This window comes from Micromonospora sp. NPDC000663 (genome assembly GCF_042898105.1).
GTDB lineage: Bacteria > Actinomycetota > Actinomycetes > Mycobacteriales > Micromonosporaceae > Micromonospora.
In genome coordinates this window covers 93757-116141 of sequence record NZ_JBIAYR010000004.1, presented here as the reverse complement: position 1 = coordinate 116141, position 22385 = coordinate 93757, and the positions used below count along the sequence as shown (strand labels likewise).

Sequence of the window (22385 nt, the reverse complement as noted above, 5' to 3'; positions counted from 1 at the left end):
CGGAATCTTTTCGGAACGTGAGATCGCGCGCGAGCTGGCCATGAGGAGCCATGACCGGACATCGATGACCGGGCTATCATCGGGGCGTTCTCGAAACGTGTCGGGCTTCCCACATCCCTCGCGTCACCCCCCTGCGCGCGTCCACACAGGACCCGCCGGCACGAAGGAGATCGAGTGAAGATCGTCGACGCCCGGATCATCGTGACCTGTCCGGGCCGCAACTTCGTCACCCTCAAGATCGTCACGGACGAGGGCGTCACAGGCGTCGGAGACGCCACCCTCAACGGCCGGGAGCTGGCCGTCGCGTCGTACCTGCGCGACCACGTGGCGCCGCTGCTGATCGGCCGGGACCCGGCCCGCATCGAGGACACCTGGCAGTATCTGTACCAGGGGGCGTACTGGCGGCGCGGGCCGGTCACGATGAGCGCGATCGCCGCCGTGGACACCGCGCTGTGGGACATCAAGGGCAAGGTCGCCGGCCTACCCGTCTACCAGTTGCTCGGCGGCCGTTCCCGCGAGGGCGTCACCGTGTACGGCCACGCCAACGGCGAGACCGTCGAGGAGGTGCTGGTCGAGGTCGCCCGATACGTCGACCTCGGCTACCGGGCCGTGCGGGTGCAGTGCGGGGTCCCGGGGCTGCCGAAGACGTACGGGGTCAGCGCCGACAAGCTCTTCTACGAGCCGGCCGACGCGGCGCTGCCCAGCGAGGCCACCTGGTCGACGCAGCGCTACCTGTCACACGTGCCGACGGTGTTCGCCCGGGTCCGCGACGAGTTCGGCCCCACCCTGCGGCTGCTGCACGACGTGCACCACCGGCTCACGCCCATCGAGGCCGCCCGGCTCGGGCGCAGCCTGGAGCCGTACGCGCTGACCTGGATGGAGGATCCGGTCCCCGCCGACCTTCAGGAGGGCTTCCGGTTGATCCGGCAGCACACGACCACCCCGGTGGCGGTCGGCGAGGTCTTCAACAGCATCTTCGACGCCGCCCAGCTCATCCGGGAGCAGCTCATCGACTACATCCGCACGACAGTGGTGCACGCCGGTGGCATCACCCACCTGCGCCGGATCTTCGACCTGGCGGCGCTGCACCACGTCCGCAGCGGCTCGCACGGCGCCACCGACCTCTCCCCCGTCTGCATGGCCGCTGCGCTGCAACTCGACATCTCGATCCCCAACTTCGGGTTGCAGGAGTACATGCGGCACACCGCGCAGACCGACGAGGTGTTCCCACACGGCTACCACTACGCCGACGGCTACCTGCACCCCGCCGAGGCCCCCGGTCTCGGTGTGGACATCGACGAGGAGGCGGCGGCACGGTATCCGTACGCGCCCGCGTACCTTCCGGTGAACAGGTTGGAGGACGGCACCGTCCACCCCTGGTGACCGGAGGATCAGTAGATGCGTCGCCCCCGCGCGTCCGGCACACCCGACTTGCGGAAGAAGTACGTGTTGATCTGGTCGCGCCACTCGGTGGCGCAGCGCACCTGCTCGTCGAGGCGTTCGGACACCCGCTCGTACACCGCCGGGTCGATCATTCCGTTGAGCGTCCGCCACCGGCGCCGCATCGTCTCCACCTCCTCGACGCCCGCGAAGTGCGTGTCGTAGATGTGCTGGATGACTGTCGAGCCGCTGTGCAGGACGTGCGAGTACGGGACGTGGTGGAAGAAGAGCAGCACCTCGTCGGGGCAGGTCCGGGGCGACTCGTACACCTGCGCCCAGTACGGCGGGTACTGCCCGGCGAAGCCGGTGCCCGACGCGCGACTGCGGTCCACGCCGACGCCGTCCCGGTCGGCGAAGTGGTAGGTGCCCCACCGTGAGTACTCGTACCCGTCGACGTCGGGGCCGTAGTGGTCACCCGGGTGAACCATGAAGCCGACGCCCAGCGGGGCGGTGTACCGCTCGTAGGTACGCCACGAGTCGTCCATGATCTCGTGCAGGGTCCGCCGGACCAGTTCCGGGTCGGCTGTCGCCGACGGCGGGAAGGTGAGCGTCATCCACTCGTCGAGGATCTCCGTCGGGTCGCGCCACGGGTCCCAGGCGAGGCGCCCGAAGGTGTACAGGTTGGCCTGCGCCAACGGGTGTCCGGTCCAGGACGGATCGTCGCCGGTGTTGGCGACGGCGACCAGGCCACCGCCGGCCCCCGCCTCCCCGACGGCGACGTCGGCGATCGTCCGTCCACCCGGTCCCCAGGGGGCGAACCGCAGCACCTCACCCCACCAGGGGCCCAGATGGCAGATGTGCCGCTGCTGGCCCGTGTACTCCTGGGTGACCTGCAACTCCAGCGCCAGCCGGGTCGCCGGCATCGCGGCGAGGACCGGTGAGACAGGCTCGCGCGTCTGGAAGTCCACCGGGCCGTACTTCACCTGCAGGACCACGTTGGTGCGGAACCGCCCGTCCAGCGGTGTGAAATGGTCGTACGCGGCCCGCGCCCGGTCGGTGGACCTGTCCCGCCAGTCCTGGTGGTGGTTGTAGACGAACGCCCGCCAGTGCACCACTCCCCCGTGCGGGGCGAGGGCCTCGGCGAGCAGGTTCGCCCCGTCGGCGTGGTCGCGCCCGTACGTGAACGGGCCGGGCTGCCCCTCCGAGTCGGCCTTGACCAGGTAGCCGCCGAAGTCCGGGATGCGGTCGTACACCCGGCGGGTGGTGGCGGCCCACCAGTCGCGCACGGCCTCGTCGAGCGGGTCGGCGGTCGACAGCCCGCCGAGGAGCACAGGCGCGGCGAAGCTGACCGACAGGTGCACCCGGATGCCGTACGGGCGCAGCGCGTCGGCGATCTCGGCCACGTCGCCGAGCCGGTCGGTGAGCAGCAGCGCCTCGGTCCGGGCGACGTTGACGTTGTTCACCGAGATCGCGTTGACGCCGCTGGCCGCGAGCAGCCGCCCGTACGCGCGCACCCGGGCCAGGTCGCCGCGCGGACGGCCGTCGCGCCAGAAGATCGAGCCGCCCGCGTACCCCCGTTCGACCTGGCCCATCACCGGGTGCACGGCCACGTTGTCCCAGTGGTTCAGCATGCGCCGGCGCAGCGCCGGCCGGTGTCGCTCCGGCGGGCGGGCCGGGTCGAAGGCCGCCGCGCAGAGCCGGACCACGTGGAACAGCCCGTACAGCAGGCCGGCGGGCGCGTCGGCGAGCACCACAGTCACCTCGCCCTCGCGGGCCAGCAGGAATCCCTCCTCGCCGAGCGGTTCGCCGTGGCCGATGTCGGCGAGCGCCGCCTCCCCCGCCGACCGTGCCGCCTCCACCGCCGGATTGGGCAGCTCACCGGCACCCCGCAGGGCGAGCACCAGGTCCACGTCGACGTCCCACGACGGGGAGTGCCACACCCGTCCGCCGTAGCGCGCGCAGGCACGCGCGACCTCGTCGAGGACGGTGTCGACGAGCAGGCCCTCGCCGTGTACGAGGACGCGGCGCGCGCCCAGCGACCGGAACGCCTCAGGGGGCAGCCAGGCGGCGTGCACGCGCGGCTCGTGGGTTTCCAGTGGCTCGTCGACGAACACGAGGTGCTCCACATCGGCGGACTTGTCGGCCTTCACACGTCCTCCCGCCCGACGACGCTGTACGCCGGGTGCGGCCCGGCCTCGGGGTCGTGGTCGCCCCCGAAGGGCACCTCGGCGGTGACGGGCAGGCTCATGCGGTGAACTCCTTGCGGATCAGGTGGAGCATCGGGTCGCCGACGCGCAGGAACGCCAGGACCGCCACCGAGGCGAGCATCGCGAGGACCGCCTCGGAGAACACCGCCGTGACGCCGGCCGCCGCGGCCAGCAGCAGGGCGTTGCCCACCGTGACACCGGGGGTACGGACGACGAAGTGCACGGCCAGGCGGAGCACGTCGCGGGTACGGAAGTCGAACAGCGCGGTGATCAGCAGGGCGTTCGCCGCGCAGAGCGTCACACCCACCACGATCAGGACCAGCGGCACGGTCCACCAGCCCGGCAGATCGACGGCGTCCCGGTAGGCGAGGTTCACGGCGAGCACTGTCAGCCACAGCAGCGTCGGCACCCAGATCCGCAGCGCGCCGGCCAGGTTGGCCCGGTACCCGCGCCAGAACACGGCGGCGGGGCGTAGCTCGGCCAGGTCGGGACGCTGGTGGCGCAGCGCGTACAGGGCGGCGGCGACCGCCGGGCCGACCGGCACCAGCAGGAGCGCCGCCAGCGGCAGGTTGCTGGCGTCACGGCCGAGCAGGATCAGTGGGAGCAGGCCGGGCAGTGTGGTGAGCAGGAGCAGCAGCTCGACCACGAGCAGAATGTAGACCCGGGAGGCGGCCCGGGACAGCGGCCCGTCGCCGAACTGCCGCCAGGCGTGCCCGGCGCCGCTCACGGCCGGCCTCCCGGGTCGGCCCGAAGCGGGCGCTCGACGCGGCGCCGCCAGGCGTCGGTGCGGCCGTCGGCGCGCTCGTCGGAAACGGTGATGCGCATCGCTGTCCTCGTGGTCGTCGGGGTTTGGTCGGGCGACGGGGCGCCGCCCGACCGGACCCCACAGGTCAACCGTTGTTCTTCTGGAACCGCTCGTACGCCTTGTTGACCAGGTCGATGTACTGGTCGGAGTTCTTCGCCTTCAACTCGGCCACGTACGCGTCCCACTCGCTGAGCGGACGCTGGCCGAGGGCGAACTTCAGCGTGTTCTGGGTGACGTAGTCCTTCAGTGGGGTCTCCCAGAGCGACACCTGCTCGCGCTCCTCGTCGCTCAACGGGGCGGGCGGGGGCACCTCCCTCGGCTTGCGGGCGTCCATCACCTTCTGGAACTCCAACTCCTCGGGTGAGAAGAACCCTCGGACCAGGTCGGGGGTGCCGCCGTAGGCGAAGACGCCGTTGTGGAACCCGAAGTCCTTCTGCAGGTGCTTGGGCGCCTTCGGGTGGAGCCCCAGGAAGTCGATGCCGGGGTCGAGAGTGCGCTTGCCGGACGCGTCCTTGGTGAAGGTGGTGCCCTCGACGCCCCAGCGGGCGAACTCCAGGCCTGCGTCGGAATACCACAACCAGTCGATGAACTGCATCATGGCCACGAAGTTCTTGCTCTCCCGGGCCTTCGTGGAGATCATGATGCCGTTCTCCAGGCGGGGGAACGGGTTGATCTCGCCAGCCGGGCCGATCGGCAGCGGGATCTTCGCCATCTTCGCGTTCGGCAGGGTCTTGGCCAGGTCGGGCCGGTGGTTGTTGACAAGGGTCTGCGCGTTGCCTGTGACCACGAAGGACTTGCCGTTGGCGAGCTTCTGCCGGGCCTGGTCGTCGGTCTGGGTGAAGCTCTCCGGGTCGAGCAGGCCCTCGGCGACGAGCTTGTGCAGGTACGTGACCATCTGCTTGTACTGCTCGGACGCGCCGGTGTAGCTGAACTTCTTCGCCGCCGGGTCCCACGTGGCGTGCTGGTAGTCCCAGCCCGCCTGGGTGCCGTGGGCCGAGCCGAGGATGTTCAGCAGGGCGCCTGTCGGGTTGGGCTTGCTGAACAGGTCGGAGTACGGGTAGACGTTCGGGTACTTCGCCTTCATGGCCTTGAGCACCGTGTACAGGTCGTCCCAGGTCTTCGGCACCGCCAGGTTGAGTTCCTGGAGGATGTCCATGCGCATCAGGACCGTGTAGTCCTGCGTGGGCTTCTCGTGCATCCCGGGCAGCAGGTAGAACTTACCGTCGGACTGCCGCAGGTTGTCGATCTCCGGCTTGAGGTTCCACTTGGCGATCTTGTCCTTGAAGTTGGGCATCAGATCGATGTAGTCACTCACCGGCAGGATCGCCCCGGAGGACACGAACGCGTTCTCCTGCGGGTGGTACGTCTTCGGGATGATCAGCGGGGCGTCCCCGGCGCCGATCAGCAGGCTGCGCTTCTGCTCGTAGTCGCTCAACGGGACGGCGACCGGCTCGATCGTGACGTTCGTCCGCTTGGTCAGCTCGGACCAGAACAGCCAGTCCTGCTTGAGCGGGTAGAAGGTGTGGTTGTTGTAGAGGGTGGGGAAGGACAGCGCCTCGGTGGCCTTGAACTGGTCGCCGACGCCGTAGCTGGCCATCGCGCCTACCTTGTTCTCCGAGAGGTCCGACGACTCGCCGGGATCCTCGGAACAGGCGGCGATGACTGTGAGCGCGAGCAGACCCGCGGTGGCTGTCGCCACGCGACGCCACGGCTTGAAGAGCATGGCTCGTCCTTTCGGTGGTGGGGTGGAAGGTGATGCGCCGCTCAGCCCTTGACCGCCCCGAGCATCACGCCGCGGACGAAGTACCGCTGGACGAAGGGGTAGACCGCCAGGATGGGCAGGGTGGTGAGCACGACGGTCACGGCCTGGAACGTGGCAGCCGCCTGGACCTTGTCGGCGTCGGCGGCGGCCGACTCGGCGCTGGTGGCGCCGACGATCAGGTTGCGCAGGTAGACGGTGACCGGGAGCAGCTCCTGCCGGTCGAAGTAGAGGAACGCGCTGAACCAGGAGTTCCAGAAGGAGACCGCGTAGAAGAGGACCATCGTCGCGATGATCGCCTTGGACAGCGGCAGCACGATGCGCAACAGGATGCCGTACGTGTTCAGCCCGTCGACGGCGGCGGCCTCCTCCAACTCGGTCGGCAGGCTCTCGAAGAACGCCTTCATGACCAGCAGGTTGAACACGCTTATCGCGTTGGGGATCACCACCGCCCAGATGGTGTTCTTCATTCCCAGGCTGGTGACCAGCACGTAGTTGGGGATCAGGCCGCCGGAGAAGAACATGGTGAACAGCGCGACGCCGACGAGCAGGCCACGGCCCTTGAGCTGCGGCTTGGACAGCACGTACGCGTAGCACGTGGTCAGCACTATCGAGATGAGCGTGGCGACAACCGTGTACACCACCGTGTTGCGGTAGTTCGTCCAGAACATCGCGTCGGACATCACCAGCTTGTACGCGGTCAGGTCGAACCCGCGCGGGACCAGGCTCACCTTCCCCGCGAGGAGGTACGCCTCGTCGCTGAGCGAGCGGGCCACGATGTTGAGGAACGGGAACAGCGTCACGATCACGACGCCGATCAGGACGATCGTGTTGACCACCCGGAAGATCCGGTAACCGCGGCTGTCTGCCGGCCCGCGCGTCGTCGGGGCGTCCGCCTTCCGGCCGAGGATCACCACAGGCTCGTCCCCACCGTGCGACGGGAGATGAGGTTCGCCGACAGGACCAGGACCAGCCCGATCACCGCCTCGAAGAGACCGATCGCGGCCGCATAGCTGAAGTTGCTGGACTGGAAGCCCATCCGGAACAGGTAGGTGGAGACCACATCCGCGGTCGGGTATGTCAACGGGTTGTAGAGCAGCAGGACCTTCTCGAACCCGACAGCCATGAAACTGCCGATGTTGAGGATCAGCAGCGTCACCATCGTCGGCCGGATCCCCGGAAGCGTGACGTGCCAGGTCTGCCGCAGCCGGCTTGCGCCGTCGATCCGGGCCGCCTCGTAGAGGTCCTCGTCGATCGTGGTGAGCGCGGCGAGGTAGAGGATCGTGCCCCAGCCGACGGTCTGCCAGACCTCCGACGAGACGTAGATGGTGCGGAACCACTGCGGCTGTTGCAGGAACGCCACCGGGTCTCCCCCGACCATCCGGACCAGTTGGTTGGCCGCGCCGTCGATGGAGGTCAGCTGCATGACCATCGCCGCCACGATGACGATCGACAGGAAGTGCGGCAGGTACGACACCGACTGCACGAACCGTTTGAACCGGCGGGCGCGCACCTCGTTGAGCAGCAGCGCCAGCACGATCGGCAGCGGGAAGCAGAAGAGCAGCGTCAGCGCCCCGAGCACCAGCGTGTTGGTGAAGACCTCCCAGAACGTCGGGTCGGTGAAGAACATCCGGAAGTACCGCAGCCCGACCCAGTACTCACCGAAGATGCTGCCGCCGGGCTTGAAGCGCCGGAACGCGATGATGTTCCCGACCATCGGCAGGTACCGGAAGATCAGGAAGAACAGCAGCGGCAGGACGGCCAGCGAGTAGAGCTGCCAGTCCCGACGGAGGGCCTGGCGCCAGCTCCGGCGCCGCCGCGGGTGGGACGCGGGCTGCGCGGACCCCGCCGCAGCTCGGGGAGCGGCCGGCGGCGGAGGCCGTAACGTCGATGTCATCCTCGGTCTCCTAGTCGGAGTGCGGGACGGCCACGAGGGGCTGGACCCGCACCGACGTGAGCAGTTCCCGTTGGTGACCGACCTGGCGCTCGACGCCTGTCAGCCGCAGCGCCAGGGTGGCCACCACGTCGCCACTGGACCTGCCGAACCGCAGCTCGACGTCGCCGGGTTCGACGATGCGTCGCCCGGACAGCCCGACGAACGACGCGACGTCGGCCGGTACGCCGAAGGTCACGTGCGCCGCCTCGCCGGCCTCCAGCGGCACCCGGGTGAAGCCGACCAGCCGGACCACCGGTCGGGTGGTCTGCGCGACCGGGTCGTGCAGGTAGAGCTGCACGACCTCGACGCCGGCCCGCGCGCCGGTGTTGCGGATGGTGATCCGCACCCGGGCCGTACCGTCGACCGGCCAGGCCGCCGGGTCGGCGGGGACCTGCTCGTCCGCCGGCCCCAGCACCGTGGCGTCGGACCAGTCGAATGTGGTGTAGCTCAGCCCGTGGCCGAACGGGTACGCCGGCGTCGGATCGACCGACGAGACCTCGTTGCGGCGACCCAGCGGCGGCATCAGGTAGGTGCCGGGCAGTCCGCCCGCGTCGCGGGGAACGCTCACCGGCAGGTGCCCGGACGGATTCACCTCGCCGGTGAGCACCTCGGCGAGGGCCTGCCCGCCCCGCTGGCCGAGGAAGAACGCCTGCACCACGGCGGCCGCCGCGTCGACCTCGGGACCGAGCGCGTACGGCCTCCCGGTCATCAGCACCAGGACGACTGGGGTGCCGGTGGCAAGGACCGCCCGGACCAGGTCGGCCTGGACGCCCGGCAGTCGCAGGTCTACGGCGTCGCAGCCCTCGCCGGAGGTGCCCCGGCCGAACATGCCCGCCCGGTCGCCGACGGCGAGCACGCAGACGTCGGCGTCGGCGGCCGCGGCGACCGCCGCCGGGATGCCCGAGGTGTCCTCGCCGGTGACTGCGCAACCCGGCTCGTGGGTGAGCTGCGGGACCCGGCGGGCCAACTCGTCGCGCAGCGAGGGGATGTCCAGCCCGAGCCCGTACCCGCTGTGGTGCACGCCGACGTGGTTGGGGAAGGTGTAGCAGCCGAGCAGGGCCATCGGGTCGTCGGCGAGCGGACCCACCAGGGCGACCCGCCGGCCGGCGGGCAGCGGCAGCACGCCCGTGTTGCGCAGCAGGACGACTGATTCCCGGGCCAGGCGTACGGCGACGTCCTGGCTGGTCTCGTCGTCGAGGCGCAGGTCCGCCACGTCGTCGGGCAGTTCCCGCCAGTCCTCGTCGAGCAGGCCGACCTCGATCTTCTGGGTGAGCACCCAGCGGAGCGCGCGGTCGATCAGCGCCTCGTCGACCTCGCCTCGGCGGACCGCCGCCACCAGCGGGGGGCCGAAGGCGTCAACTGTGGGCAGTTCGACGTCGATCCCGGCGCGCAGGGCGAGCCGGGCCGCGTCGGCGGCGTCGGCGGCGACGCCGTGCAGGGTCTGCAGGAAGCGCACGGCGAAGTAGTCGGCGACCACAGTCCCGGTGAAGCCCCACTCGTCGCGCAGCAGACCGGTCAGCAGCTCCTCGTCGGCGGCGACCGGCAGGCCGTCGATCTCGGCGTAGGAGTTCATCACCGAGCGGGCGCCCCCGAGCCGCAGGGCCATCTCGAACGGCGGCAGGATCACGTCGGCCAGCTCGCGGGGACCCATCGGCACGGGGGCCAGGTTGCGCCCGCCCCGGGAGGCGGAGTAGCCGGCGAAGTGTTTCAGGGTGGCCACGACACCTGCGCGTTCCAGACCGCGCACGTACGCCGCCCCGGTCGTCCCCACCAGGTACGGGTCCTCGCCGATCGTCTCCTCGGTGCGGCCCCAGCGGTAGTCCCGGGTCACGTCGAGGACGGGCGCCAACCCCTGGTGGACGCCCGCTGCGCGCATCGACCGCCCGATCCGGCCGGCCATCTCCTCGACCAGTTCGGGATCGAAGGCCGCGCCCCAGCCCAGCGGGGTGGGGTAGACGGTGGCCCGCCAGGCGGCGAAGCCGGTGAGGCACTCCTCGTGCACCTGCGCCGGGATACCGAACCGGCTGGCGGCCACGATCTGCGCCTGGGACGCGGCAAGCGACCGGGCGCCGAGCACCGGGTCGACGGGCGCGGTGCCGAACGGGCGGGTGAGCTGGCCGAGCCCGTACCTGATGATCTCGGCCCAGGGCGGCGTGCCGTCGATCATGTCGGACTGGTGCGGAGCGACGCCCTCGCCGGACGCCTCGGCGCCGACCCAGACCCCGACCAGCTGGGCGATCTTCTCCTCCAGCGACATCAGCGACACGAGTGCCTCGACCCGCTCGGCAGGCGGCAGGTGCGGATCGCGCCACGGCGCGACGCCGCTGTCGACGGGCGACTGACTTCTCATGCCGAGACCCCTTAGCTCCGGCCACATCCGCGCCCTGAGAGGCCAGCTTCGCGGCGGACATTTCACGATCCGAAATTTTCCGGAAACCTGCGTAACCTTTTCGGCAACCTAAGTGTCCCGCCGGGGCATGTCAAGAGGTTCATCGATGCCTCGGTGGGGTCGAGTCTGCGCTCCGTCAGGTGATCGCTGACCTCCGTTGCGAGCGAGCGACGCCGACGCGGGGAACGGGAGGATCGACTGCCGGATCGGCTGGCGTGAATGGCCCGTCATGTTAGGGTCTTCCGAAACTTTCGGATGCTGTTGAGGCTGCGATGACAGAGCACCGCCCGCTCGACCCACCCGCCTCCACCACCATCGCGACCATCGCCAATGACGTCGGAGTCTCGGTCGCGACGGTTTCCAAGGTCCTCAACGGCCGAGGTGATGTGGCGCCCGGCACCAGAGCGCGGGTCGAGGAGAGCCTGGACCGCCACCGGTACCAGCGCCGCAACCGCCGGTCCTCGTCCGGCGGCGGACGCGTGGATCTCGTGTTCCACGAGTTCGACACCGGTTGGGCGATGGAGATCCTGCGCGGCGTCGAGGCGGTGACAAGCGCCGCCGGGCTCGGTCTGTCCGTCGCCCAACTCGACGGCGCGCACCGCCCGCCGCCACGCTGGCTGGACGCACTGCTCGCCGACCGTCCACTGGGGGTGGTGTTAGTCCTCTCCCACCTGGCCGAGGTCCAGCAGCAGCACCTGCGACGCCACGGCATCCCGTTCGTCGTCGTCGACACCGACAGCGCGACCTCGGCGTCGGTGCCCACCGTCGGGTCCAACAACTGGAACGGCGGCCTGCTCGCCGCCCGGCACCTGCTGGACCTGGGACACCGGAGGATCGCCATCATCTCCGGCCCACCCGACATGCTCTGCAGCCGCGCTCGCGCCGCCGGCTTCCAGTCAGCGCACGAGGAGGCAGGGGTGCCGATCGACCGCGAGTTGACCCGTTACGGCAGCTTCTCGGCGGGTGCCGGGCACAGCCACGGGCTGCAACTGCTGCGGCTGGCGGACCGGCCCACGGCCATCTTCGCCGGCTCCGACATCCAGGCGATGGGGGTGCTCCGGGCCGCGCGGCAGTGCGGCCTGCGCGTGCCCGAGGACCTTTCGGTGATCGGGTACGACAACCTGCCCGTCTCGGCCTGGACCGACCCGCCTCTCACCACCATCAACCAGCCGCTGCGCGACATGGCCGGCATCGCCACCCAGATGCTTCTCGAACTGGCCCGCGGCAACGAGCCGGCGACCAGCCGGATCGACCTGGTGACCGAGTTGGTCGTCCGGGAGAGCACCGCGCCCCCCGCCCAGCCGCACTGACCCTGTGAGGACCCGTGCCGCATCCACCCCCGCACCTCGACGACCTGGAGCGATACTCGCCCACGATTGTCGAGCCGGACGACTTCGAGCAGTTCTGGAGCGACACCCTCGCCGAGGCGGCCGCCCGACCGGTGCTCGTCGACGTCCGCCCCGAGCCCACCGACCTGCCGCTGCTGGACTGCTGGAACGTCACGTTCGCGGGTTTCGGCGGCGACCCGGTCCGCGCCTGGTACACCCGTGCGGCGGGGGCGCGAGGTCCACTGCCCGCCGTGGTGGAGTACGCCGGGTACGGCCGTGGCCGTGGACTACCGCACGAGCGGCTCACCTGGCCGGTGGCCGGGTACGCGCACCTGCTGATGGACAACCGGGGCCAGGCGGGGCAGTACGGCGCCGGCGACACCCCCGACCCGCACGGCGCTCCCGGCGGCCCGTGGCCTGTCACCTGGGGAATCCTCGATCCGCGTGACTACCACTACCGCCGGCTGATCACCGACGCGGTCCGGGCGGTCCAGGCGGTCCGCGCCCTGCCGGGGGTCGACGCGGGCCGGGTCGCCGTGGTCGGCAACAGTCAGGGCGGCGGACTCGCGCTTGCCGTTTCCGGCCTGGTGGACGACCTCGCGGCGGTGCTGTCCACCGCCCCGTTCCTCTGCGACATGCGACGGGCCGTCCAGCTCAGCGACGTCCCGCCGTACGGCGAGATCGCCCACTACCTGGCCGTGCACCGGGAGGCCGAGGAGGCGGTGTGGCGGACGCTGTCCTACGTGGACGCCGTCAGCCTCGCGCGTCGTGCCACGGCGCCGGCGCACTTCGGGATCGGTCTGCGCGACACCGTCTGCCCGCCGAGGACCGGCTTCGCCGCCTACAACCAGTACGGCGCCGCGGCCGGCCGACCGGTCCCGCCGGAGCGGGAGATTCACGTCTACCCGTTCAACGGCCACGAGGGCGGCGAGGCAGTCCACGTCCGTCGTCAGCTGCGCTGGCTCGGCGCGAGGCTCCGTCCGACGTACTGAGCGAGCGCACCCTGCCCCGCGTAACAGGCGAAGGGGCGGCGACGGCGGGTTTCAGCCCGCCGTACCCCGGTAGAGCCGGCTGACCGTCTCGGCGACGCAGACCGGCTTGCCACCGCCGTCGCTCTCCACGGTGACCGTCGCGACCAACTGCACCCCGCCGCTGACCGGGGACACCTCGGTGAAGGTGACGGTGGCCCGGACGGCGGCGCCGACGCGGACCGGGGCGGGGAAACGCACCCGGTTCAGGCCGTAGTTGACACCCATCGCCACCCCCTCGACCCGGTACAGCCCGCCGGCCAGCGCCGGCAGCATCGACAGGGTCAGGTAGCCGTGGGCGATCGTCCCGCCGAACGGTCCCGAAGCCGCCCGGACCGGGTCGAGGTGGATCCACTGGTGGTCGTCGGTGGCGTCGGCGAAGAGGTCGACGCGGCCCTGCTCGATCCGCTGCCACGGGCCGGGGCCGAGGGTCTCGCCGACCGCCGTGGCCAGCTCGTCGAGGGAGGTGAAGACTCGCATGCCGGGCTCCTTCGAGCTAGAAGGCGTTGACGCCGGTGAGCGCGCGTCCGATGAGGAGGTGCTGGATCTGGCTGGTGCCCTCGTAGAGGGTGGCGACCCGGGCGTCGCGCAGGTACTTGCCAACCGGGTACTCGTCGATGTAGCCGTACCCCCCGAAGACCTGGACCGCGTTGTTGGCCGCGCGTACGGCGGCCTCGCTGGCGAACAGTTTGGCCATCGACGCCTCGGTGGCGAACGGCTGGTCACGGTCGATCAGGTCGGCGACCTGCCACACCAGCAGGCGGGCGGCGGCGGTGTCCACCGCGATGGCGGAGAGCAACTGCTGCACGAGCTGATGGCCGGCGATCGGCTTGCCGAACTGGGTCCGCTGCCCGGCGTAGCCGACAGCGGCGTCGAGGCAGCCCTGGGCGATGCCGACGCAGCCGGCGGCGACCGACATCCGCCCCTTGGCCAGGGTGGCCAGGGCCAGGCGGAACCCCGCGCCCTCGGTGCCGAGGCGTGCCGCGTCGGGTACGCGTACCTCGTCGAAGCGCAGCTCGCCGGTGGCCTGCCCGCGCAGGCCGAGCTTGCCGTGGATCTCCCGGCGGGTCAGCCCCTCGCTGCCGGTGGGCACCAGGAAGGCGGTGATGCCCCGGTGGCCGGGACCGCCGGTGCGGGCGAAGACTAGTGCCACGTCGGCTGTGGTGCCGTTGGTGATGAACGTCTTGGTGCCGGTGAGCAGCCAGTCGTCGCCGTCGCGGACCGCTCGGGTCCGCAGCGCGGCCGCGTCCGAGCCGCTGTCCGGCTCGGTCAACGCGAAGCATCCGAGGGCGGTGCCGGCGCAGAGCCGGGGCAGCCACTCGGCCCGCTGCGCGGCGGAGCCGTGGGCGGCGATCGACTTCGCGACGAGGCCGAGCGATACCGAGACGATGCCGCGTACGGCCGAGTCGCCGCGGCCGAGCTCCTCCAGGACGAGGCAGTACGCGAGGTGGTCGCCGCCGGAGCCGCCGTCGGACTCGGCGATGGTCAGGCCCAGGAAGCCCAGGTCGCCGAGCATGCCCACGACTGCCGGGTCGACCGACTCGCGCCGGTCCCAGGTGGCCGCGTGCGGCACCAGCTCCCGGTCGACGAACTCGGCGGCGAGTTGTCGGACGGCCACCTGTTCGGCGGAGAGGGTGAGCTCCATGGCCCATAAACTAGCGGTGATAGTTTACCGCGTCCAGAGCGGATGATCACCGGTCCGGCTCGGCCCCCGGCCCAGGCACCGAAACGAACGCGCGCGCCAGCTCGGTGCGGGAACGGATCCCGAGCCTGTGGAACACGTTGCGCAGGTGGTGGTCGATCGTGCGGGTGGACAGGAACATCCGGGCGGCGATCTCCCGGTTGGTGGCGCCCTCGGCGACAAGCTGGGCGATCCGCAGCTGCTGGCCGGTGAGCAGCCGTGCCGCAGGCAGAGCCGGTGGCCCTACCGACTCCCCGGACGCGCGCAACTCCGAGGTGGCCTGCTCGGCCCAGCACCCCACCCCGAGCAGGGTGAACGTCTCGCGGGCGCGGTGCAGGTGCCCACGGGCGTCGCGGGGGCGTCGGCTGCGGCGCAGCTCCCGGCCGAAGAGCAGCTCGGTACGCGCCCGTTCGAACGCGCCGGCCTCCGTCGGGTGCAGCCGCAGCGCGGTCTGGAACTCCCGGTCGGCCTCCGCGCTGCCCCGGGGTGCGAGCAACGCGTGACACCTGGCGGACAGCGCCCGACGCAGTGGACTGGCGGTGCTGCTGGCCCAGCGGTCGAACACGGTGAGCGCGGCAGTCGCCGCCGGGCGGTGGGCCAGGTGAGCCGCCGCCTCGACCAGGTACGGGGTGGCCATCACCTGCACCAGGACCTGCCCGCGTCCGGTGCCCAGCCGCGCCAGCGACGCCAGTCGGGTCGCCGCCTCGTCGTGCCGACCGTCGACCAGGTCGAGGACCGCAAGCGCCCACCCCGCGAGCGCGTGCGGGCGGCTGCCCGGTGTCGGCGCCTCACCGATCTCCCGGATCCACCGCAGGCTCGTGTCGCGGTCGGCCCGGACGGCGGCCAGCACGGCGAGCATGCCGAGGTGGACGTTCGCGCCGTTGGTCTGACCGCTCGCGCGGGCGACCCGCAGCCCCTCGCGGGACGTCTCCGCCGCCGTCTCGTGCCGTCCGAGCCAGTACTCGGCGACCGCCCGCAGCTCCAGCGCCCGGGACATCATGGACAGCTCGCCCCGGTCCCGGGCCAGGGCGACGGCCCGCTCGGCGAGCCGGTGCGCGGCGCCGTCGACGGCGACCACCAGGCCGGCGGCCGCCGCGCAGGCGAGCACGGTGGGGGTCAACGCCGGGCCGGTCAACCGGCCGCCCAGCACCACCGCCCGGCGCAGCGCCGGGCCGCCCCGCTCGTGATCGCCCCGCAGCGTCGCCGCCACCCCGGCGACCAGACAGCTCATCAGCTCCAGGGCCGGCGGGTCGTTCGGGCGCCGCAGCGCCGCCGCCCGGTGCCCGACCTCCGCGTACCGGTACTGGTCTCCGGCGAAGCAGACGGCCTCTCCTGCGCGGACGAAACCGGTCAACGCCTGGGCCCGATCGGCGGCGGCGACCGCGTCGGCGGCGGCGAGCAGGGTCGCCGACGCGTCCGCTGCCGGCTCGCAGCGCAGCTCCAACTCCCCGCGCAGGAGACCGGCGCGCCCGTCGACGACCCCCGAGGGAGCGGTACGGAGGCGGTCGAGCAGCAGTCGCGCCTGATCGGGCCGGCCGGCGATCCAGGCGTAGCGGGCGGCGGACAGCAGGCGGGCAGCGGCGTGCGCCGGATCGGCGCTGAGATCGGCGGCCCGGCACAACGCGGCGGAGGCGGCGGACCAGTCCCGCTCCCCGTCGGCCGCGGCCTGCTCCAACTCGGCGGCGAGAGCGGGGTCGGCGCCCTCCGCCGCGGCGGCGAGGTGCATCGCCCGCCGGAGACGCCGCGTACGCGGATCGAGCGCGTCGGCGAGCAGCCGGTGCGCCGCCCGACGCTCCGCGAGCGGTGCGCTGGCCGCGACCATCGCGCGGGCCAGCGGGTGGTGGAAGGTGACGCCGCCGGGGTCGACGCGGACCAGGCCGGCGACCTCCGCCGGGGCGAGCGCCACGGCGGCGGCCCGCGCCGGCGCGCCCGGCCCGCTCTCCTCGTCCAACGCGGCGAGCAGCAGCAGCCGGCGGGTGGACGGCGGCAGCCGGTCCAGCCGGGCCCGGTAGGCACGGCCCAGCGCGCCGTCGGTCGGTGGCGCGGCGGGCAGCGACTCCTCGCCCCGCCACTGCCCCGGGGTGAGCACGTCGGCGAGATCCCCCAGGGCCTGCGGGTTACCGCCGCCGATCGCGCCGAGCGCGGCGACCACAGGCGCGGCGGGCCGCTCGGGCAGTCGGTCGGTGCCGGCGGCATCGCCCTGCCGTTGACGCCGCAGCCGGAACCGGTCGGCCAGGACGGCCGCGCTCTCCCGTTCGGTGAGCGGCCGGAGCCGGCACGCCGGTATCCCGTCGATGGTGGTGGCGGCGTCCGCGGTGAGCAGGACGACGACCGGCAGGCGCCGCAGGCGGCGCGCGGCGAAGGCCAGCACCCGTCCGGTCTGCGGGTCACCCAGGTCGACGTCGTCCATCGTGACCAGCAGCGGACGGTCCCGGGCGGCGGCGGCGAGCAACCCGAGCACACCCATCGACAGCGCGAGTTGGCGGGCGTCGGGGCAGTCCTCCCCGCCCAACGCCCGTCGCACCAGGTGCCGTTGCTCCCTGGGCAGGACGGCGATGCGGTCGAGCAGCGGGTCGAGCAGGCGTTGCAGCCCGGCGTACGGCAGGGCGGCCTCCTCGGCGAGCCCGGTGCCGGCGAGCACTGTGGTGGCGCGGCCCTCGACGTGCCGGTGGGCGTGACCGACAAGGGCGCTGCGGCCCGATCCGGGCTCACCGTGCACCAGCAGGGAACCGCCGCCGTCGGTGATGCCGTCGAGCAGGCCCCGGATGGTCCGGCACTCGTCGTCCCGGCCACGCAGCACGGTTAGTTGCACTCTTGATGCAGTAACCATGCGTCCCAGTGTCACCCATCGGTAACCGGATGGAAAGAGGGGACGACCGTCGGCGAGGGCCGGGTCAGTCGGCGGTCACCTCGGCCAGCAGCGCGCCCACCGTACGGGCCATCACCGCGCGGGCCGCGTCCACGCCGAGCCCGAGGCCGTCGCGCAGCATCGACCAGGTCGACCACATGCTCGCCGCCATCAACGCGTTGAGTAGCTGCTCCCGCCCGCGCCCGGCCCGCGCCAGCTCGGCGGCGAACAACTGCTCGACCTCCTCGCGGACCCGGTCGACGTGCTTGAGGCGGTTGCGGCGCAACTGCTCCGAGACCGGCTCGCGCATCTGGGCGGCCCGCGCCGACGGCGCGACGAGCTGGAGCAGCCGGGCTCGCTGCCGGCAGTACGCGTCGACCCGCTTGGCCAGCGGCAACCCGGGTGGGATCGGTCGGTAGGCGGAGTCCTGCTGGCGGAGCACCTCGGCGCCGCTCGCCTCGAACAGGGTCTCCATGTCCTTGAAGTTGGTCCAGAGCGTCCGCAGCGAGATGCCTGCCCGTTCGGCGATGCGTTCCCCGGTCGGCCGCAGGTCGCCCTCGGAGATGAGCGCGAGGTGCGCCTCGACGATGGCCGCGCGGGTGCGCTCCGCCCGGGCGGTCCGCCCGTCGACCCGCCCCGTCGCCTCGACCGTCTCCATCCGCCTTCGCCCCCTCACCGCCACGGCGTCTCCCGCCGCGTCGCCGAGTCTAGCCACGCGATGATCAGCCGGTGGCGGCCGGTGACGATGGAGCGCGGACATAATTTTGCAGCCATGGTGCGGATAGTAGGAGGGCTGATCTGTCTCGGTCAACGCCCCCCGCCGCCGCGCCGGGGCCCGCGCAGCCGTACGACCGGGTGTGGTCACGAGCGGCCACACCCGGTCGACGGCCGGTGGTACGGGTGGTCAGGAGACGGTCGGCACCCCGTTCGCGGGTGGCGCGACAGGCGCCGCGGTGTACTCCTTGACCGCGCCGTCCGCCTCGTCGGTCTCGTACGCCGGCCCGAAGTAGCTCTGCACTCCCCCACTCACCCGGCTCAGCCGCTGGCCGCCGTAGCCGGAGTGGTCGTTCGCGGAGAAGCGCAGCGGCACCAGCCCGGGGCCCTGGAAGCCGCCCTTCTGCACGGCCTCGAGCACCTTCTCCCGGGTGAGGTCCTTGCCGGCGGCGAGCAGCGCCTGCACGAACAGGTAGCCGACCGACATGCCGTAGACGGTGTTGCCGTCGAAGGGCGCGTCCCCGTTGTGCTCCTTGTTCACCTTCATGAAGAGCTGGATCCACGGGTTCGCGGTGTCGTTCTGCATCGGCAGGTAGTTGGTGCCGATCATGCCCTCCAGCAGCGGCGCGGCGGCGCCGAGCTGCTTGGCAAGGGTGGGGTGGTCGGCGCCCACGTTGGAGACCAGCCACTGCGGCTTGAAGCCCAGCCGCGCGGCGGTGCCGATGGACAGCGCCGTGAAGCCCGGAACCGTGGCGAGCACCACGACCTGGCAACCGGCCGCCTTGAACGCGCCGATCTGCGGCGCGACGTTGGTGTTGCTGGTGACGTACGTCTGCTTGACCGCCACCGCACCGGCGCCCAGGACCTTCTCCACGCCGACCAGGCTGTCCCGGCCGAAGTCGTCGTCCTGGCCGAGGAAGCAGACCTTCTGTCCGGCCAGGTTCGCCTTCGCGTAGTTGGCGAGGATCTTGCCCTCCACCGTGTAGTCCGGGTTGAACCCGAACGTGCCCGGATACTTGTCCGGCTGGTCCCAGCTGCGGCTCCCGGAAGCGACGAACAGGTCGGGCACCCGGTTGCTCTTGAGGAAGTCGAGCACGCCCGTGTGGGTCGGCGTGCCGAGGCCGTTGAGGATGGCGAAGACCTTGTCCTGAAGGACGAGCTGGCGGACCACCTGCTGGGTGTTCGCCGGGTTGTAGCCGTCGTCCATGATCTTGTAAGTGATCTTGCGACCGTGCACGCCGCCGGCCGCGTTGACGTAGTCGAAGTACGCCTTCGTCGCCGGAGCGATCTTGGAGTATCCGGCCGAGGCCGGCCCGGTCAGCGGCATGTGGGTGCCGACGACGATCTCGGTGCCGGTGACGCCCGGCACCGCTGCCCCGCCGGGGCCGGAACCGTCGTCACTGCAAGCGGCAGCGGAGACCAACAGGGCTATGGTGCTGGCGATCGCGAGACCGCGTTGTGCCGTACGGTGCATGAGGAACACCGACCTTTCTCGGTCCGGTTCTGTCGGGAACGGTGTGGTGGTGGGGCGCCCGGCCGAGGCCGGGCCGGAAACAGCTCAGGAACGCCGGGCCGACCAGCGGGCCAGCAGTGCCCGGCCCGGACGAGACAGCAGGCCCTGCACACCGCCGGGGGCGGCGATCATGACGACGATCAGGGTGAGTCCGAAGATCGCCAGGGGGAGGTTGCCCTCCAGCCGTTGGGCCACCGCGGGCGAGAGCGTGAGCAGCTCCGTCGCGGAGTGGGTGAGATCGGGCAGGGCCACGAGCAGCACGGCCCCCCACAGGGCGCCGGTCAGCCGACCGAGACCACCGATCACGACTGCCATCAGCAGGAACAGCGACAGGGTCAACGAGAACGCGCCGGGCGACACGCTCTGCGCGAGCACCGCCAGCAGCGCGCCGCCGAGACCGGCGGTGGCGGCGCTGACCACGAACGCGAGGACCTGGGTGCGGGCCACGTGGATGCCGGCGAGGCGCGCGGCCACCTCGTCGTCGCGGACGGCCCGGAAGGTACGCCCGTACCGGCTGCGGATCAGGTTGGCCAACAGCAGCAACGCGAGCAGGGTCGCCGCGCCGGTCAGCCAGAGCTGCCACCGCTCGTAGGGGAAGTACGCGCCGAGCGACGCCGGCGGCGGCTCCACAGGCACCGACAGGCCCTGCTCGCCGTTGAGGACACCGTCGAAGGTCACGGCCAGCGCCGGCACGACGACGGCCACGGCGAGCGTGACCCCGGCCAGGTAGGGGCCGCGCAGCCGGGCAGCGGCCACGCCGACCACCGCGCCTACCGCGACGGTGCTGACGATCGCCGCTCCCAGCGACAACGGCAGCAGCCAGCCGCCGGTCATCCCCCGGTCGGCGAACGCGTTCTGGCACAGGGCCACGGTGTACGCCCCGACGGCCATCAACGCCCCGTGCCCGAGCGAGAGCTGACCGTTGAGCCCGGTGAGGACGGTCAGGCCGGCGGTCGCGCAGAGGTAGGCGGCCACCGTGGCGAGCTGGAAGTTGCGGAACGGCTCGACCGTGTAGCTGACCGCCACCAGCAGCACCCCGACGGCGAGCACGACGGCGAGGTGACGCAGCAGTGTGGAGCCACGGCGCCGGTCGGCCGGCCGGTCCCCCGGCTCGGCCGGGCGGTGTCTCGGCGGCAGGACCGCCCCGGTGGCGCTCACACCCGCCTCGCCGCGACCGGGGCGAACAACCCGCCGGGCCGGACCAGCAGCACCGCCAGCAGCAGGACCAGCACCGCCAGCGGCGTGAGGTCACTGCCGGCGTACCCGCTGACGTACGAGAGCAGCAGGCCCACCACCAGCCCTCCGACCACCGCCCCCGGTGGACTGTCCAACCCGCCGACCACCGCCGCGGTGAACGCCGAGACGAACACCAGGTCCATCGCGTGCGGATGCAACCCCAGCTCGGTCGGGATGACGAGCATGGCGGCCAGCGCGCCCACCCCGGACGCCAGCGCCCAGCCGAGCGTCAACATGCCACCGACGTTGACCCCGAGCAGTCGGGACACCTCCGGCGCGAAGGCCGCCGCGCGCATCCGCAGACCGACAGGGGTACGGGCGAACATCCAGGCCAGCCCACTCACCACGACCCCGATCGTGGCGAAGACGAACAGGTCGTACGGCGACAGCACCGCGACCCCGCCCACGGTGAGGGCCGAGCGGGAGAACGGCGTCTCGGCGGGGCGGAACTCGTTGCCGTACACCATGCCCAGCACGGCCTGGATCAGCAGCACCAGACCGAGCGCGACGATCACCGGATTGAGTGGTGACGCGTGGTCGACGTGCCGCATCACGACGCGGTCCACAAGCGCGCCCAGCAGCAGCCCGGCGACGATCGCCACCCCGAAGCCCAACCAGTACGAGCCGGTCGCGGCGGACACCGAGTAGGCGACGTACGCGGCGGCGACCGCCATCGCGCCCTGGGCGAAGTTGACGACCCGCGCCGCCCGCCAGATGAGCACCAGGGCCAGCGCGAACGCGGCGTACACCGCGCCCCGGGACAGGCCGTCGACGGTGAGGAAGACGAAGCGGTCCAACAGTCCTCCTTTCCGGGGACGAGGTGGTGGTCAGAAACCGAGGTACGCGTGGCGCAGGTCGACGTCGTCGCGCAACCTGGCCGCCGGGGCGGCGACGACGACCCGGCCGAGGGACATCACGACGCCCTGGTCGGCGACGGCGAGCGCGCTGCGGACGTTCTGCTCGACCAGGAGCACGGTCAGGCCGGTCCGGTCACGCAGTTGCCGCAGCAGGGCCATCGTCCGGGCGACCACCCGGGGCGCCAGGCCGAGCGACGGCTCGTCGAGCAGCAGCAGTCTCGGCCGACCGACAAGCGCCCGGCCCAGCGCGAGCATCTGCCGTTCGCCGCCGGAGAGCTGGTGCCCGAGATGCCGCCGGCGGCGGGCGAGCGGCTCGAACAGCTCGTACACCTCGTCGAGGGCGCGGCCCGCGTCGGCCCGGTCACGCCGCCACAGCCCGCCCAGGCGCAGGTTCTCGTCGACGGTCAGCTCACTGATCACGCCCCGCCCCTCCGGCACGTGCGCCATGCCACGCCGGACGAGCTGCTCCACGGGCGTACCCCGCAGGTCCTCCCCGGCCAGGACGACCTGACCGGCGCTCGGGCGGATCATGCCGGAGAGCGCGCGCAGCAGGGTGGTCTTGCCGGCGCCGTTGGCGCCGACGACGGCGGCGATCGTGCCCGCCGGGATGGTGAGGTCGACGGCCCGCAGCACCGGCGCGGCACCGTAGCCGGCCACCAGCCCACGCACCACGAGCAGATCCGGCGCGCTCACGCGGCACCTCC

Annotated in this window: 17 protein-coding genes; 3 read left to right on the top strand and 14 right to left on the bottom strand. The window is 71.8% G+C overall.

The genetic code is table 11. From position 1 onward, the window contains the following. Positions 1-174: 174 nt before the first annotated feature. Positions 175-1383 carry a D-mannonate dehydratase ManD gene (gene manD, locus ACFY1S_RS16030; RefSeq protein ID WP_387117989.1) on the top strand — a complete coding sequence of 403 codons (1209 nt, stop codon included), beginning with the start codon at positions 175-177 and terminating at the stop codon, positions 1381-1383. 8 nt (positions 1384-1391) lie between these two features. Here manD and ACFY1S_RS16025 read toward each other — a convergent pair whose 3' ends face one another. From ACFY1S_RS16025 to ACFY1S_RS16000, 6 genes are all read right to left on the bottom strand, one after another. Further along, positions 1392-3530, bottom strand: a complete 2139-nt coding sequence (locus ACFY1S_RS16025; protein ID WP_387117986.1) for an alpha-glucuronidase — start codon at positions 3528-3530, stop codon at positions 1392-1394. Positions 3531-3624: 94 nt separating this feature from the next. Continuing rightward, positions 3625-4314: a DUF624 domain-containing protein gene (locus ACFY1S_RS16020; RefSeq protein WP_387117983.1), complete on the bottom strand. Its 690-nt coding sequence runs from the start codon at positions 4312-4314 to the stop codon at positions 3625-3627. A 163-nt stretch (positions 4315-4477) separates the two neighbouring features. Then, complete coding sequence (locus ACFY1S_RS16015) at positions 4478-6115, bottom strand: extracellular solute-binding protein (RefSeq protein WP_387117980.1); 1638 nt, start codon at positions 6113-6115, stop codon at positions 4478-4480. 41 nt (positions 6116-6156) lie between these two features. Further along, positions 6157-7065: a carbohydrate ABC transporter permease gene (locus ACFY1S_RS16010; RefSeq protein ID WP_387117977.1), complete on the bottom strand. Its 909-nt coding sequence runs from the start codon at positions 7063-7065 to the stop codon at positions 6157-6159. Then, positions 7062-8048, bottom strand: a complete 987-nt coding sequence (locus tag ACFY1S_RS16005; RefSeq protein WP_387117974.1) for an ABC transporter permease — start codon at positions 8046-8048, stop codon at positions 7062-7064. The genes ACFY1S_RS16010 and ACFY1S_RS16005 overlap by 4 nt, the downstream gene beginning before the upstream one ends. Before the next feature lie 10 nt (positions 8049-8058). Continuing rightward, a complete protein-coding gene (locus ACFY1S_RS16000) occupies positions 8059-10437 on the bottom strand; it encodes a glycoside hydrolase family 3 N-terminal domain-containing protein (protein ID WP_387117971.1) in 2379 nt (792 codons plus the stop codon). A gap of 311 nt (positions 10438-10748) precedes the next feature. On the opposite strand from ACFY1S_RS16000, the gene ACFY1S_RS15995 reads away from it, so the two are divergent. Then, positions 10749-11786 (top strand): LacI family DNA-binding transcriptional regulator, encoded by a 1038-nt coding sequence (locus ACFY1S_RS15995; RefSeq protein ID WP_387117968.1) that lies wholly within the window; start codon positions 10749-10751, stop codon positions 11784-11786. A 14-nt stretch (positions 11787-11800) separates the two neighbouring features. Continuing rightward, the gene (locus ACFY1S_RS15990) at positions 11801-12796 is read left to right on the top strand and encodes an acetylxylan esterase (RefSeq protein ID WP_387117965.1); all 996 of its coding nucleotides are present in this window, start codon (positions 11801-11803) and stop codon (positions 12794-12796) included. 51 nt (positions 12797-12847) lie between these two features. Here the strand turns inward: ACFY1S_RS15990 and ACFY1S_RS15985 are convergent, their stop codons facing one another. The 8 genes from ACFY1S_RS15985 to ACFY1S_RS15950 form a co-directional block, all read right to left on the bottom strand. Further along, a complete protein-coding gene (locus ACFY1S_RS15985) occupies positions 12848-13312 on the bottom strand; it encodes a MaoC family dehydratase (RefSeq protein WP_387117961.1) in 465 nt (154 codons plus the stop codon). A 16-nt stretch (positions 13313-13328) separates the two neighbouring features. Continuing rightward, complete coding sequence (locus ACFY1S_RS15980; protein ID WP_387117957.1) at positions 13329-14477, bottom strand: acyl-CoA dehydrogenase family protein; 1149 nt, start codon at positions 14475-14477, stop codon at positions 13329-13331. Positions 14478-14523: 46 nt separating this feature from the next. Next, positions 14524-17343 (bottom strand): AAA family ATPase, encoded by a 2820-nt coding sequence (locus ACFY1S_RS15975; protein ID WP_387117953.1) that lies wholly within the window; start codon positions 17341-17343, stop codon positions 14524-14526. 64 nt (positions 17344-17407) lie between these two features. Beyond that, entirely contained in the window at positions 17408-18019 is a 612-nt protein-coding gene (locus ACFY1S_RS15970) for a TetR/AcrR family transcriptional regulator (protein ID WP_387117950.1), read from the bottom strand. A gap of 246 nt (positions 18020-18265) precedes the next feature. After that, the gene (locus ACFY1S_RS15965; protein WP_387117947.1) at positions 18266-19549 is read right to left on the bottom strand and encodes an ABC transporter substrate-binding protein; all 1284 of its coding nucleotides are present in this window, start codon (positions 19547-19549) and stop codon (positions 18266-18268) included. 84 nt (positions 19550-19633) lie between these two features. Beyond that, positions 19634-20746, bottom strand: a complete 1113-nt coding sequence (locus tag ACFY1S_RS15960; protein ID WP_387117943.1) for a branched-chain amino acid ABC transporter permease — start codon at positions 20744-20746, stop codon at positions 19634-19636. Then, positions 20743-21621, bottom strand: a complete 879-nt coding sequence (locus ACFY1S_RS15955) for a branched-chain amino acid ABC transporter permease (RefSeq protein WP_364363857.1) — start codon at positions 21619-21621, stop codon at positions 20743-20745. Before ACFY1S_RS15955 ends, ACFY1S_RS15960 begins: the two co-directional genes overlap by 4 nt. A 30-nt stretch (positions 21622-21651) precedes the next feature. Then, positions 21652-22374, bottom strand: a complete 723-nt coding sequence (locus tag ACFY1S_RS15950) for an ABC transporter ATP-binding protein (RefSeq protein WP_357987341.1) — start codon at positions 22372-22374, stop codon at positions 21652-21654. Positions 22375-22385 lie beyond the last annotated feature (11 nt).